The following is a 15,271-nucleotide window of genomic DNA, read 5'->3' on the forward strand; positions in this document are numbered from 1 at the left end:
GCGTTAAACCTCCACTTGAGTTGCTGAAATTAATCCTTGATGAGCGAGGACGCTCGCCACCATTGCCATCCGAATATAAACACCATTCGTCATCTGCTGAAAAATTCGTGATTGCGGCGCTTCAACTAAGTCACTCGCTAGCTCAACACCTCGATTAACGGGGGCCGGATGCATGATAATCGCATGCTTGGGCATTCGTGCGGCGCGCTCAGCTGTTAAACCATACTGTTGATGATAGGCAGACGCATCGAAGGTCTGATTGTTCACTTGCGATAATCGTTCGTGTTGGACACGTAATAACATCATGACGTCCATCGTTGCGACTAACTGGTCCATCGTCTGATATTCGCCGTATGCTTCAAAGTCACGGCCATACCATTCTTTGGGGCCGCCAAAGTAAACCTGGGCTCCTAGTTGCGTCAGTAACGCCATATTGGAACGGGCCACACGTGAATGGGCCAAGTCACCCACAATAGCTATCTTTAAACCATCAAAATGACCAAATTCTTCATAAATAGTTAGCATATCCAACAACGATTGTGACGGATGTTGCCCACTACCATCACCAGCATTGATCAAACTCATGTCAAACCCGGCGTCGAGAAGTGGTTGATAATAACGATCGCGTGGATGCCGAACCACTGCCAAGTTGACGCCAATGGCTTCAATCGTTTTCAAAGTATCCAGCAAGCTTTCGCCCTTAGTCACGGAACTAGTCTTTGGGTCAAACGAAATCACCTGTAATCCTAATCGTCGTTCGGCCATCTCAAAACTTGTATGTGTGCGGGTGCTATTCTCAAAAAATAAGTTCATCGCAAACGTTGGCTGTGACAGTTGTACCGTTTTCCCATTCTTGAAAGCTTGGGCCAACTTCAAGTAGGCCATCACGTCCTGATTACTAAATTGTTCAACACTAACTAGGTTTTGACTCGTTTTCATGGCTATTGCCGTCTCCTTTGTATATAAAAAAAGTCTAGCTTCCGCAAAAATGTTTGCAAAGAGGCTAGACTCCGATTAAGTGGTCACGCATGACCAAACCGTTTCGTTCCTCTCTGGAAACAATTAAATGGTTTTATTCAATTAAATCATTCTTCTAATTTTTCAATACTAATTCCATCATGTCCGTCGTGTTCTTCAAGGGCGACACTGACTTGTTCATCCAAGGCCGTTGGAATATTTTTACCAATAAAATCAGGCCGGATCGGTAATTCACGATGTCCACGATCGACTAAGACCGCTAACGAAATCTTTGCGGGACGTCCATGGTCCATCAAGGCATCTAGCGCAGCCCGAACTGTTCGGCCTGTAAATAAGACATCATCGACCAAGATAACGTGTTTGCCATTGATATCAACCGGAATATCAGCACCATTTAGCTTCGCTTGACCGGCAACATCAACCGCATGATGATCATCCCGATATAACGTGATATCTAACGAACCAACTGGCACGTCAACGCCTTCCAACTGTTTCAATCGTTGCGCTAACCGTTGGGCCAAAAAAATCCCACGAGTCTTGATACCGATAAATACCAGGTTACCAACACCCTTATTCTGCTCAATAATCTCATAAGTGATCCGCGTCAGCGCGCGGCGCATGGTCATTGCATCAACGACTTCTCGTGCCATTAGTTTGTCAGCTCCATTTCTGTAATTTCACCTTAATCCACGGGGTAAAAAAAGAGTCACCCTGTTTTCCTGCGAAAAGCGTGGGAGACCCTACATGACCGTTCCCCTTGTTAGCCTCACAGGACTAAGTTAAAGGTGCTTGTTTAATTGGACTAAGTGTAACGAACTCCACCACAACTGTCAAGGACTAATCAACTTAAGTCGCGTTAATTATCTGACGACTTTGGTCATTTGCCCTTTATGTTGACAAGCATCATTGAGGAACCTGGCGAGTTCAATAGATTTCCAATCGTGACACGTGATCGTCTTATTCCGGCCTCTAAGAATAAATGATGAGCGGTCGCCTAATATTAGTACCATTGGTCGTTGAATCCGTTGATATTAGAACTTCAATTAAAGCTGGGAGACCATCAATTCACTTTAATGACTGTTTCAATCTTAACGTGCTAATTTAGCAACAAATGGTCTATCAAAATATCATTATATGCGAAATCTACCCTTTATGAGCAACAACAAACTCAGCAAAAGTTAAGTCCACCCATCACTTGAACACCACCTCGACTGAAAGGCGTTGCTGACAATACTCAGCACTGGAAGCCGGTGAAGTTCAGACGGGTTGAAACTGAAGATTATCTCAACGGCAACGTTGAGGGGTGAACTTTCACTTAGCTAACTGGAAGTCTCAACCCGAGCGAACCCCGTTTCTGTATGTCGGCATCCAACGCCCTAACCAGGTGAATTTACACTAAACAAAACTTTCTTCAGCAGTCCTGCGCCGGCTACTCCTGCGCTTAAATGAGGATAAACCTTTCCAATACTTAAATTCCTTAACCCATAACACTGGTTCGACGCTTCATTTGTTTTTAATCTGTTTTTCATTTAATTATAGTCAAACTGCCAAATTATCGGTATACTACTTGTTAAAGATAACTAATTTTAGGGGGACTTACCATGCGTTTACAAACACTATTACAAACACCATCAATGCAACATATGCGGGTAATTGCGGGTGAACGCGGTCTCAAACGCGAAATTAGTAATATCGGAATGATCGAGTCACCTGACATTGCTGACTACCTTGCTAATGGTCAGTTTTTAATTACGAACGGCTATCCCTTCGTCAATACAACCACCGACCCACTAACTTTGATCAAGGCGATGCACAATGCCAACTGTGCTGGTCTCGGATTTAAGGATCATCGTTACGTTGACCATTTACCAAAAAAAGTGATTGAATTAGCGAACGAACTCGCTTTTCCAATCATTATTACGCCCGGTGATGAGTTGATTTCTGAAACCATGCGCAAAATGCTGAGCATCATCTTAAAGTCACAAACTAATGAGCTCAGTCGCATCGTCAAGGCAAACCAAACACTAGCGGATTTGTTGCTCAAAGACCCAACGAACACCACGGTCTTGAATAAATGTAGCGAGCTAATTCATCATCCTCTCTTCTTAATGGATAGTCATTTTCGGGTGGTCAGTGCTTCCCAAGATTTACCGATGACCCGCAATACCTTGACTGATTTTTTACGCAATCAAACCGATATCGACTATTTCAACCTCAATACCCGCGTCATTCTCCCTTACCAAGCAAATGACCTGACCATCATGCCACTATTTTCGGCTTATAAGGAAAATAAGGCCTTTGTAGGCGTCGTCGACTTGGACCCGGCCAACTCAACTGATCAGATGCTGACGCAAGTCGTCTTAAACACCTTGAGTTTCGTCAATGGTCGGGTGGACATGTTAAATGAATCCGCATTCCGCAACCAAAGTGGTTTCTACTTAAATGTAATGGATGGCGGTATTTCAAACGACCTCGTGAATAAGACTCTGAAAGCCCGCAATATTGATCCGAGTACGAAGTTCCACTGCGCCACCATTCTAGTCACGACTAATCACCAGGCCCTCTTAAGTAACCATCTCTTGGAACAGGTTCAGCAACTGACACTGTGGTTTATTAAAGAATACCAAGCATCCGTCATTGTTTTTTCATTAAAGCAGCAATTGGTCTTATTAATCAATGACCAACAAAATGCCCAGCACTTCCTGACCGCCCTCGTTCAATTTATTCAGCCAAAGTTGGACAGACAGGCGCGTTTGATTGCTGGCTACAGTTATTCGACTCTACCACTAACCGAACTCGCAACAACCTATAATGAAGCGGCAGAAGCCTTGGCACTCAGCAAAAACAGTCCCCACGCAGTCACGATCTATCGGCCCAAGTACGTCAAGGAACTAATTTCACTGATCCCACAAAATGAAGCGCGATCGTTTGTCGAACGGGTCTTAGGTGGACTCGTCAGTGGTGTCAGTGCGAATGAACAACTTAATCTACTCACAACCCTGTATGGCTATTTTTATTACCATCAAAACATTGCCGAAGTGGCCGGCCACCTAGATATTCACCGCAATACGGTGATTTACCGCCTTAAAAAGATCGAAAAAATGCTAACGTTGAACTTGGACGATCCTGAACAGACCCAAACACTAGAAATGGCAGTGCTACTTTGGCATAATCAACAATCACAAAAGTGAACGTTTTCATTTTCATCTTCCAAAAAAAATATCGTTTTCACGAACATTAATTTATTCGGCTACATTTGTATTCGGTTTTCATCTGTGCTAGAATAAGTCTCATTCAAATAAGTGGTAATTGCCTATATAATGTCATGATATGGTTGACGAGTTTCTACCCAACCCCGTAAAGGTTGGACTATAAGCAAACGAGGTCATCCCGTTTGCCGGGGTGACTTTTTTTATAGGCAAATCAGCTTAATCGAGAGAGGAAGATTGATTTGAAGGAAGTATCCGCAGCACCTAAAATTACCAATGTTAAGGCGGCCATTTTAGGGTTTCAACATCTGTTAGCTATGTATTCGGGTGATGTGCTCGTGCCATTATTGATTGGCGCGGCCTTGCATTTCAGCCAAGAACAATTAACTTACCTAGTCTCAATCGACATTTTCATGTGTGGGATCGCAACGTTCCTACAATTAAAACGTACACCACTAACAGGAATCGGGCTTCCCGTCGTGCTTGGCTGTGCCGTTCAAGCCGTCAATCCGTTGATTCAAATCGGTAAAACATATGGGCTGGGGACCATGTATGGCTCAATCATTGGTGCTGGTATTTTTATTTTTCTGATTGCCGGCTTATTTTCAAAGATCAAGAACCTCTTTCCACCAGTCGTTACGGGATCGCTAATCACAATTATTGGATTCACGCTGATTCCGGTCGCCTTCCAAAATCTTGGTGGCGGCGACACCAGTGCCAAGGATTTCGGTAACTTGCAAGCACTTGGCATTGGTTTTCTCACCATCGCAATTATTTTATTAATTAGCGTGTTTGCACGTGGCTTCATGAAATCCGTTTCGATTCTGATTGGTATTTTAGTTGGGACTTTGATTGCCGGGGCAATGGGGATGGTTTCTTTAAAACCCGTCGCTGAAGCTAGCTGGTTCCATTTACCGACCCTCTTTTACTTTGGGACCCCGCACTTTGAATGGTCATCCATTTTGACCATGATCCTCGTCTCCTTAACAACGATGGTTGAATCGACCGGGGTCTTCTTTGCCCTTGGCGACATTACCGGTCGTAAAATTGAAGGCGACGATTTAAAACGTGGTTACCGGGCAGAAGGAATTGCCGTCATCCTCGGTGGCTTGTTCAGTACCTTCCCCTATTCAACGTTTTCTGAAAATGTCGGCGTCGTTCAATTATCTGGTGTCAAGACGCGAAAGCCAATTTACTTTTCCGCTGCGTTCTTAGTTGTATTGGGCCTACTGCCTAAGATTGGTGCGCTAGCGACGATTATCCCCGACCCAGTACTTGGTGGCGCCATGGTCGTCATGTTCGGGATCGTTGGCATTCAAGGGATTCGAATGTTAGCTCAAGTCGATTTCCGCAATAACAATAATTTACTCGTGGCAGCCGTTTCGATTGGTCTTGGTTTGGGCGTCACGGTGCAAACCAATATCTTCCAATTCTTACCTGGTGCACTTCAAATCATGTTGAGCAACGGGGTGGTCGTTGGTAGTGTAGCCGCAGTTGGCCTTAACTTACTCTTCAACCGCCACGCAGCCGAAAACACGGTTGATGATGAATCAGTCGGTCTCAATGAAACAGAACAACCTTAATTATGACGCTTAAAAGCAGCGGTTCACAGTCCTAATCTGGCAGTGAACCGCTGTTTTTTTGTTCTGCTACTTAATAGCCGCTCTCATTCTATTGATTGCTTTATACTGCCATTTTTTGCTGAATGTCAACCGTCGTACCGGTGAAGACTTTTTTTAAAGTAACTTTCTTTCGACTTGGCATAAAACTTGCCCATGCTGCCGAAGAGTCATCTAAACCTGGTCCATTCCAAAAACAAGCCATCGTGAGGCAATAAACTGATTAATCCCCTGTTACCCTAAAAATCAGTATGTTATACTAGACAATTGTTGAATTGTTAGTTTTTTATTAATTTTAGGAGTGGGTCATTATTCTAGAACAATTATTTCATTTGCGTGAAAACCGCACTTCAGTCCGCCGCGAGTTGATTGGTGGTCTGACGACCTTTTTAGCCATGTCATATATTTTAGCCGTAAATCCCGAACTATTGGGAAGTACTGGTATGAGTAAGACCGCCGTCTTCACCGCAACGATTTTAGCGGCCATTGTTGGTTGTCTCTTGATGGGGCTAGTTGCCAACTTTCCCGTAGCATTAGCACCGGGGATGGGGCTGAATGCCTTCTTTACTTATACAGTTGTCCAGGAATGGCACATTCCCTGGCAAACCGCTTTGGCGGGAGTCTTTGTTGCCGGAATTCTTTTCATCCTACTAACGCTCTCCAAGTTACGCGATAAACTGATCAACTTGATTCCAAGTGCGCTAAAATACGCCGTATCTGCCGGAATTGGCTTGTTCATTGCTTTTTCAGGACTACAAACCTCTGGGATTATCGTTGCGAATAAGTCCAACGCGGTCGCCCTGGGTAACTTGCACAGTCCCACCGTTTTGTTGGCGATTTTCGGGATTATCGTCGGCATCATGCTAGTCACCGCTAATGTAACTGGTGGTATTTTCTGGGGCATGTTCATCACCGCCGCAGTCGGAATGATCTTCGGTATTATTCCCCTACCAACTGGGATTATCAGTGGGGTTCCGAGCGTTCAACCGATTTTTGGTCAAGCTGTGACACACCTTGGTAATATTAATTCGTTTCAAATGATCATTGTCATCCTGACGTTCTTCATCATTGGCCTTTTCGATACGTCGGGAACCTTGGTTGGGGTGGCAACCGAAGCCGGCATGGTGGACAAAGAATCCGGCGAAGTCAAAGGCGTTGGTAAAGCGCTCTTTAGTGGTGCACTCGCCACAACTTTAGGAGCAGTCTTTGGCACGTCACCGACGACGGCTTATGTTGAATCGACTTCCGGCGTTGCCGTGGGGGCCCGTACTGGGTTATCTTCCGTCTTCGTTGCCCTCTTGTTTGCCATCGCCGCCTTTTTCTCTCCAATTTTGACGGTGATTACGTCCGCGGTGACCGCTTCAGCCCTGATTATCGTTGGTATTTTAATGTTATCAAACGTTCAATATATTGATTGGACCAAGTTTGAAATCGCCGTCCCAGCCTTTTTCACCATGATTATGATGCTACTAACTTACAGTATCTCAGAAGGTTTGGCCGTTGGCTTTATCTTCTACCCAATCACCATGACGGTCAAAGGCCGTTGGCGTGAAGTAAACGCCCTCATGTGGACGATGATGGTCGTCTTCATTCTCTACTTTGCATTTGTCGCTTAGAACTGATGGTTCGCTAAGCAATGATGGCAGTCTAAAACACCCCTGAGTCGTTTAACTCAGGGGTGTTTTTTAGTAGGCACGGCTGCATCTAACGCCTACTAGTGTTTAAGAACTTGTTGATTATGGTAATCTTCAGCGTAGACTTGGGCAAAGTCAGCAAGTTTAACATCGCCTAATCGAGGTTGATGTACTCGATAATCCGCGTAAAAATCGTGGTCACGCTGGTAAGCGACCGTTTTAACATATTCCCGTGCAAATGCGACCGGGGTTCCGGCAGTCACTAAATGATCTTGCATGACCTCATCAGGCACTTGTGAAACGCGCAAATCCGGCATTTTAAGAGCCTGTGACAGTACGGAAGCAACTTCCAAATAAGTTTTCTCATCACTCGCAACATATGTCACCGTTTGCCCCGGTGTCGGTTCGGTCAGCGCCTTAATCAGTACAGTTGTAACGTCGACCGGCGCAACCCACACGTTCTTAACAGCCAAATTGGCATTTGTGTAGATTCGATGACTCTTTTTAACGGTTGGCACACTGCTCAGTAAATTATAGTACATTGCCGTTGGGCGGATAAACGTTAAGTCCACGTCTGGTAAAGCGGTTGTTAACGTTTGTTCGATAATATGATACATGTAAAGTGCACCGACTTCTGGTCCCAAGTCGGCCCCCACGCTACTCAGATTCACCACTCGTTTTACGCCGGCTGCCTTGATCGCAGCGGCATAGATGTCCGCTTGTCGTTTGGCAGCGGTATAAAGATCATCACTCGCCGCTATACCAGTTACCATGAGGTATACCACGTCAGCGCCCATGAACGTCTTGGTCAAAAACGCTTCGTCATCAAGTCGACCAATGGCAGGGGTTGCGCGAAAAACCTTTATCAAACTACTGCGAATTGCTTGATGACTGATGACCGTCACTTCATGACCAGCATGGGTCAGCTTAGGTACCAAGGTCTGGTTAATACGACCGATTGAACCCGTTAAAACAATTTTCATTTTATGATAACCCTCTTCTATACTTATTAAAATATCCGTCAAAGTCATTATCGATTATAAGCGACCACTAAAATCCCGTCAATCACTGGTGGTTTAGTTGGCTAAACAGTGTTGATGTGCGGTTGCGCGATTCGTTCATAAGACAGGACTGATTAACGCTAATCAAAAATTATTTCTATTTATCAAGAGATAATTTTTGTTGAAACTGTGCAAAATTAGGCCTATAATGTCAAAATGTTTGACACTGTCAACTACGACGGTTAGTCGCCTTTCCTGTTACCATAAGTTTTTCTTACGGAGATTATATTAGATGAGTCTAGCACAATTAGAAATAGGATTACTGTGGTTGACAGGCTCAATTGCGGTCATCTTCATCCTGACGATTGGTACTTACTATTGGTACTCCCGCAAACGTTCCAACAATTACCTTGAAAATGATGATTTTAATCTACGCTACTTTATTCAAAAACAAGTCGATTTTCGTGGCCGCACTACCGGCTATGAATGTCTCCTGCGTCAACAAAATACTGATGGTTCGTGGTCATTACCACCACAACTTGACTCACTTCCACTTCAGCGGGTGATCTTCCTGCTTGAAGATACCTTTAAGGCGCTACCTGATGAAGCGATTACGTTATCAATCAATTTAGAATACGAACAAATCATCAGTCCCGAATTCCGTTATTTTGTTCGCTGGGCAATTGCGAACATCGAACCGATGCACTTGGCAATTGAGTACACACCTCAATACCAACCACGTCGTATCAATAAACGCCTATTTCGGCGGCGAATTCGTGAAGCCCGCGGTTACGGCATGCAGTTTGGAATCGATAACGTCGGTGCAAGTCTAGCCAATCTTAAAAACATTCAGTGGCTTTTAAAAGATATCGACACGCTCAAATGCTCAATGCGCTCATTTCGCAAGGAAGACCCATCCGTCTGGCTGGACCTGAACCTCCAATTCTGGAATCAGCTCTCTAAGGAAAACAATATTGATCTAATTCTAATGGGAATCGAAAATGAGGCCGATGAACAGCTCGCCGAGCAACTGCAAATCAGCATTCGCCAAGGCTACTTATTCGGCCATCCAATCAATCCCCAGCAATCAACCACAAAGGAGAACCACGATGCCTAAACCAACCACTGATGATGTTAATCGGCAACAACTATACTCTGATGCGTACTTTGACACTGGCCATTGGGGACTCAAGATTCGCCAAACGATCGTTGGTATCGTGGGTTGGATCGCAGTGATTGTGCCCATCACCGTGACAGTCCTTTCCATTTGGTCAAGTTATAATCCACACATTCCGCGTTTCTGGCACTACCATGAAGGTCTTTTCGAATTTAAGTTCATCGGTATCTTACTGGCCTTTTGCTTTGCACTCGCATCCCTTTTTGCAGTGACCATGACCATTATACAGAATCGTAAGCGTGAACGTGTCGTTGAACAGTGGCCAACCTTTAATCCCATTAATCAGAAAAAACGGCAGCAACTGCTCGCTCAGTTCATGGCGGACCGTTTCGGCAATGCCGAATTTCGTGAACATACCCGCCACTACCGGGTCAAGCCAGAACAAAATCTCGATACTAATCAGATTCAGCAACTTTATCAACAAAATAATTTAGACGATATTAACGATTAACCAGGGGGCGCCATGACAAATATTTTTATTGACCACATATTCGCCGCAACCTTATTTAAATCGGTAATCAACATCGCACTCCTGATTTTATGCCTCTACCCCATCGTTGGCTCTTTTTTCTGGTTCGCCGGCGCGCTATCCTACCGCTTTATCAAGACCAATAAGCGTGATGATGACTGGCAGTACATTCCGGCTGAACAGCAACCAATGATTACCATCATGATCCCGGCGCACAACGAAGAAGTCATGATTGAAGAAACCATCGAAGAAGTCATGATTGAAGAAACCATCATATACTTATTTACCCAGCTCAATTATACGAACTACGAGGTCCTAGTCATGAACGATGGTTCGACTGACAAGACGGCCACCATTATTCAACGGTTGCAGTCCGTCTATCCACGGCTACGAACCGTTGAAATTGAGAAAAACAAGGGCAAGGCCCACGCCTTCAATATTGGCATGTACTTTGCCCAGGGTGAGTATATTCTCAGCAACGACGCTGATACGATTCCAGAAAAGGACGCCCTGATGAAGTATATGAATTTCTTCATCCATGACCGCGATATGAATACATCCGCCGTCACCGCCAATATGGATGTTCAAAATCGAACGTCGCTTTTAGGTAAATCTCAAACCGTTGAATTCTCTAGTATCGTCGGTGTTATCAAGCGGAGTCAAACTTCCATCAACGACTCTATGTACGCGTATAGCGGGGCAAATACCCTCTACCGCAAACAATTTCTAATTGACGTTGGTGGCTTTCGACAAAATCGCGCGACGGAAGATATCAGTATTGCCTGGGATCACCAAATGGTGGGCGCCGTCCCGCGGTTTGCCCCTAACATCGTCTTCCATATGAACGTCCCCACCACAATCCGAGACCTTTATCATCAACGCAAACGTTGGGCACAGGGTGGCACGGAAGTGTGGTTAACGAACATTAAGAAATTCATTTTCCACCCAATCGTTCATCGCTATCAACTATCAATGTTCGTCGATTCGACGTTGTCAATCATCTGGTCCTTTTTCTTCGTCATCACTTCCTTGATGTTTTTGATTCTGATGGGTTACTTCCTGATAACCGGCAATTTTGAACGAGTCTACCACGGCTTGATGTTGTCATTTGTCTTTGTTAGTTTTGAACTATTGGCCGGGTTCATGCAACTGTTAGCGGCACTCCTGTTGGACCATCATGGTGCGAAACTAAAGTACTGGTTCTTCGCCCCACTCTACATGTTATTTTACTGGATGATCAATCCTATCACCGTCGTTGCAACGTTTATTCCTGCACTCAAAACCATTCTGGGCTTTGGCTCCGGAACGTGGGTCAGCCCGAAGCGACAGTCATTGCAGGGTAAAAAGTAAAACGGTGTCGCTATTAACGCTTTCAATAATCGATAACGGGTCTACTGGTGCGAGAACTTGCAACCAGCCCAACCAAAAACGTGCACTTACCTGAGTGATAACTGACTCAGGTAAGTGCACGTTTTAATATTAATCCCTTTTGATCGTTTTCTTAGCTATGCAAACGGAGCTGCCCAGGCCACCCTGTGACTAGCTACGCTGAGTAACAGGTCCCATGTGTCACGTGCCACTGAACACAGAGATCGGCAGGTAAATCACGAACGGCCTCACGACTTACCTGTGTGCCAAGTTCAGTAATTGATCGCCCTTGCTGACTGCCGAGGCCCTGGCGATTCAGCTGAATCGTCCGCGCACCAACTCGATACAAGTCACTCATGATCTGGTGGTAGGCTGCGGCCAAGTCATGCACCATTTCCGTATCTGATTGATAGACTCGATTAAGTGCGCGCGCATTATCGGACCGTTTGAGTTCTGCCAAGCACAGCTCGGGAGCGGGCAAGATTTGTTTATCCACAGTTCCACCACTGATTTGATTGCGCATGAATTCAAAATGCGCAACGGCAGGATGGTTGAAGCCACTGATTTTACCGGTCAACGCGAGCGCCGGTACCGAACCTATCCCGGATTGGGTGATGCCTTGTAGCCCCCAGAAAAAGTTAAAGTGCCACCAATTTAGATTATGCGGCTTATCAACCGGTTTCCGAATATGATGCATAAAAGCAGCGTCCTCCATCCGTTTAAGTCCCGCCGCATTAATATTCAGCGTTGTTGTGCCCCGATGCAACCCTTTTTGAGACCGCATTACCATTTGCCAACCATGTACACGGTGCCTAACCATCATCATCAATGTGCCAAATTCCATGCCCGTTTAGCCTCCAAATTAATTGCATTCTGCCAATATAAAAATCGTCCCCTACTGCTTAAAAAGGACGATTTCAACGTTTGGGTCAGCCTTTAACTGCCAACACCAACCATTATTCTTTTATGACGAATTTAAGTAATGTTTCCAGCATAGAATGGTGCTCACCGAATGTCAAGCGCTAATCGTGGGACGCTGTCATCCCCTTAACGCCAATATCAGTTCGGTACACTAGATCACCGACTCTGAGTTGGTCGATTTGTTGATAAACAGCCCGCTGTGCTGCGACCAAGCTCGGGGCACTTGCGGTAACCATCATCACCCGGCCACCCGCACTGACTAATTGATCCGGGGTACCCGCAACGCTAGCATAATCCGCACCAGCAACCGTCGGAACCGGTACACCGGCTTCAGTTGGTCCCGGATAACCGGGAGCAGCTAGTACGACGCCAAGATAAGTTGCCGTCGTTTGCCACTGCGCGTGTGGTTGCCGATGTTGCAGTAAGTCGACGATGACTTGATAAAAATCACTCTGTAGTTGTGGTAATAAGATCTGCGTTTCAGGATCACCCAGTCGCAAATTATATTCAATAACTTGAACACCGGTCGCAGTCAGGATTCCCCCAACATAGATGACCCCTTCAAAGCTTAACCCATCGGTTTTGAGACCTGCAATCGTCGGTTCAATAATTGTCGCAATCGTTTGATCGATAACCGCGGGCGTGATTTGCGGTACTGGTGAATAGGCCCCCATACCACCCGTGTTCGGTCCCCGGTCATGGTCCTGTAACCGTTTATGATCTTGGGCGGTCGGTAATAACGCATAGTGCTCACCACCAACCAAAACCATTTGGGAAAACTCAAAGCCAGCAACGTAGTCCTCGATCAAGACCGTCGAACTAGTTTTAAAGGCCGTCTTAATCGCTGCCGCGGCTTGTTCATAACTCGTCGCAACCGTCACCCCTTTACCAGCTGCCAGCCCATCGACTTTGATAACTTGCGGCACCGCTTGTTCATGACTATAAGCTAGTGCCGAATCCAATTCATGAAATTGCCGGTAGTCGGCCGTCGGAATGTGATGGCGACTCATGAAGGCCTTCGCAAATACCTTAGAACTTTCCAACTGTGCCGCAGCTTGGTTGGGGCCAAAGATAGCCAGGCCGGCTGCTTGAAAGTAATCAACAATGCCCACGGCTAGCGGTACTTCGGGTCCGACGAAGGTCAGGGTAACCGTATTGGCCCGTGCAAAGTTGACCAACCCCGCAAAGTCCATTTCGTCAATCGCTAGTGTCCGAATACCATCCCGGATCATGCCTGGATTACCGGGTGCACAATAGACGGTACTGACTTGCGGACTTGCCATCATTGCCTTGGCAATGGCATGTTCGCGACCACCACCACCAACTACTAATACGTTTGCCATGCACGCACCCATCCTTTCATTAATGCCGGAAGTGTCGAACACCAGTGGTGACCATCGCAATACCATAACGGTCGGCCATGGCAATCGAATCCTTATCACGAATACTACCACCTGGTTGCACGATTGCACGAATGCCGTGCTGCGCAGCATATTCGACGCAATCATCCATTGGGAAGAACGCATCCGAAGCTAGGATAGCATTTTCGTAGCCAGCTTGTTGCATCGCCTTACCAATGGCAATCTTAGTTGAATCGATTCGATTCATCTGACCAGAACCGATTCCCAATGTCCGATCTGCGGTAGTTACAACGACCGCATTGCTCTTAACGTGCTTCACAACTTGTTGGCCGAAAGCGAGTGCTTTTAGCTGCGCAGGTGTCGGTTGGGTTACGGTAACTACGGTAAAATCAGCTGGCGTTTCGAAGGCCACGTCGACCTCCTGACGTAGTAAGCCCCCACCGACTGAAATCGTTTCAAACTTATCGGCCGTGTGCGTTTGCTCAAAGTCAACCGTCATCAAGCGCAGATTCTTCTTCTTGGCCAAAATAGCAAAGGCATCGTCATCAAAACTCGGGGCAATAATAATTTCCAAGAAGAGTGCGTGCATCTTCTCAGCCGTTGCGAGATCGACTGGTCGATTTAAGGCAATGATTCCCCCAAAGATTGAAATCGAATCGGCTTCATAGGCTTTGTCCCAAGCAGCCTCAATCGTCGTACCCAAGCCAACCCCACACGGATTCATATGCTTCATTGCAACTACGGCCGGCTGTTGATATTCACTGACCATCCGCAAGGCAGCATCCGCATCCTTGATGTTATTGTAAGAAAGCTCTTTCCCATGAATTTGCTTGGCACCCGTAATCGAGAAGTGCGTCGGTAAAGCATTTTCGTAAAAGGCAGCCTTTTGATGGCTATTTTCACCATAACGCAGGGCCTGCTTCTTATCATAAGTAAGGGTCAACTTTTCTGGAAATTCTTCAGTCGTTAAATATTGGGCAATCAAGGCATCATAGGCCGCAGTATGTTGAAAAACTTTGGCCGCTAACCGTTGACGGAGTGCCGGTGTGACCGCGTCCGTCTGCAAATCAGCCAGAATCTGCTCATAATCAGCAGGATCAACAATTGGCAGTACCGCGGCAAAGTTCTTAGCTGCGGAACGCAGCATCGACGGACCACCAATATCGATTTGTTCAATAGCTTCAGCTTGTGTGACGTCTGGTTGTTGAATGGTCGCTTTGAATGGGTACAGGTTAACCACGACCATGTCAATCGGTTGAATACCAGCTTCTTTTAGTTGCGCCATGTGCGCTGGCAGGTCACGTCGTGCTAATAGTCCGGCGTGAACCTTAGGATGGAGCGTTTTGACCCGACCGTCAAGCATTTCAGGAAAACCGGTCACTTCTTCGATTCCGATGACTGGAATATCAGCTGCTTCCAATGCCTTTTTGGTCCCACCCGTTGAAATCAATTCATAGTCAAGGGCAACGAGGCCCTTCGCAAAATCAGTTAATCCCTGCTTATCAGAAACACTTAACAACGCACGTTTTGTCAT

Annotated in this window: 12 protein-coding genes and 1 riboswitch; of the genes, 6 read left to right on the top strand and 6 right to left on the bottom strand. The window is 45.9% G+C overall.

Annotation, left to right across the window (positions count from 1 at the left end; all coding sequences use genetic code 11):
• Positions 1–3: 3 nt before the first annotated feature.
• Positions 4–939, bottom strand: coding sequence for an aspartate carbamoyltransferase catalytic subunit (locus MMY95_RS00535; RefSeq protein WP_003645876.1), 936 nt, complete (start codon positions 937–939; stop codon positions 4–6).
• Positions 940–1,085: 146 nt separating this feature from the next.
• Positions 1,086–1,628 (bottom strand): bifunctional pyr operon transcriptional regulator/uracil phosphoribosyltransferase PyrR, encoded by a 543-nt coding sequence (gene pyrR / locus MMY95_RS00540; RefSeq protein ID WP_003639428.1) that lies wholly within the window; start codon positions 1,626–1,628, stop codon positions 1,086–1,088.
• Between the two features lie 951 nt (positions 1,629–2,579).
• Between pyrR and MMY95_RS00545 the strand changes: the two genes are divergently transcribed.
• From MMY95_RS00545 to MMY95_RS00555, 3 genes are all read left to right on the top strand, one after another.
• Complete coding sequence (locus MMY95_RS00545; RefSeq protein ID WP_003645875.1) at positions 2,580–4,169, top strand: PucR family transcriptional regulator; 1,590 nt, start codon at positions 2,580–2,582, stop codon at positions 4,167–4,169.
• A 102-nt stretch (positions 4,170–4,271) separates the two neighbouring features.
• A riboswitch (purine riboswitch) is annotated at positions 4,272–4,370 on the top strand.
• Between the two features lie 59 nt (positions 4,371–4,429).
• A complete protein-coding gene (locus MMY95_RS00550; protein ID WP_003645874.1) occupies positions 4,430–5,770 on the top strand; it encodes a nucleobase:cation symporter-2 family protein in 1,341 nt (446 codons plus the stop codon).
• Between the two features lie 368 nt (positions 5,771–6,138).
• Positions 6,139–7,422, top strand: a complete 1,284-nt coding sequence (locus MMY95_RS00555; RefSeq protein WP_003645873.1) for an NCS2 family permease — start codon at positions 6,139–6,141, stop codon at positions 7,420–7,422.
• 98 nt (positions 7,423–7,520) lie between these two features.
• Here MMY95_RS00555 and MMY95_RS00560 read toward each other — a convergent pair whose 3' ends face one another.
• A complete protein-coding gene (locus MMY95_RS00560; RefSeq protein ID WP_241277450.1) occupies positions 7,521–8,423 on the bottom strand; it encodes an NmrA family NAD(P)-binding protein in 903 nt (300 codons plus the stop codon).
• 310 nt (positions 8,424–8,733) lie between these two features.
• On the opposite strand from MMY95_RS00560, the gene MMY95_RS00565 reads away from it, so the two are divergent.
• The 3 genes from MMY95_RS00565 to MMY95_RS00575 are packed head-to-tail and all read left to right on the top strand — an operon-like array spanning position 8,734 to position 11,437.
• Positions 8,734–9,558: an EAL domain-containing protein gene (locus tag MMY95_RS00565; RefSeq protein ID WP_003642599.1), complete on the top strand. Its 825-nt coding sequence runs from the start codon at positions 8,734–8,736 to the stop codon at positions 9,556–9,558.
• Positions 9,551–10,069 (top strand): hypothetical protein, encoded by a 519-nt coding sequence (locus MMY95_RS00570; protein ID WP_003642598.1) that lies wholly within the window; start codon positions 9,551–9,553, stop codon positions 10,067–10,069. The genes MMY95_RS00565 and MMY95_RS00570 overlap by 8 nt, the downstream gene beginning before the upstream one ends.
• A gap of 12 nt (positions 10,070–10,081) precedes the next feature.
• Positions 10,082–11,437 (top strand): glycosyltransferase family 2 protein, encoded by a 1,356-nt coding sequence (locus MMY95_RS00575; RefSeq protein WP_202861130.1) that lies wholly within the window; start codon positions 10,082–10,084, stop codon positions 11,435–11,437.
• A gap of 193 nt (positions 11,438–11,630) precedes the next feature.
• On the opposite strand, the gene MMY95_RS00580 is transcribed toward MMY95_RS00575, so the two are convergent.
• The 3 genes from MMY95_RS00580 to purH form a co-directional block, all read right to left on the bottom strand.
• Positions 11,631–12,299 carry a hypothetical protein gene (locus MMY95_RS00580; RefSeq protein ID WP_016511631.1) on the bottom strand — a complete coding sequence of 223 codons (669 nt, stop codon included), beginning with the start codon at positions 12,297–12,299 and terminating at the stop codon, positions 11,631–11,633.
• A 178-nt stretch (positions 12,300–12,477) separates the two neighbouring features.
• Entirely contained in the window at positions 12,478–13,719 is a 1,242-nt protein-coding gene (gene purD / locus MMY95_RS00585) for a phosphoribosylamine--glycine ligase (protein ID WP_016511632.1), read from the bottom strand.
• Between the two features lie 19 nt (positions 13,720–13,738).
• Positions 13,739–15,271: a bifunctional phosphoribosylaminoimidazolecarboxamide formyltransferase/IMP cyclohydrolase gene (gene purH, locus MMY95_RS00590; protein ID WP_202861131.1), complete on the bottom strand. Its 1,533-nt coding sequence runs from the start codon at positions 15,269–15,271 to the stop codon at positions 13,739–13,741.

The sequence above is a fragment of the Lactiplantibacillus sp. ME-2 genome, assembly GCF_022549155.1.
GTDB classification, from domain to species: Bacteria; Bacillota; Bacilli; order Lactobacillales; family Lactobacillaceae; genus Lactiplantibacillus; species Lactiplantibacillus plantarum.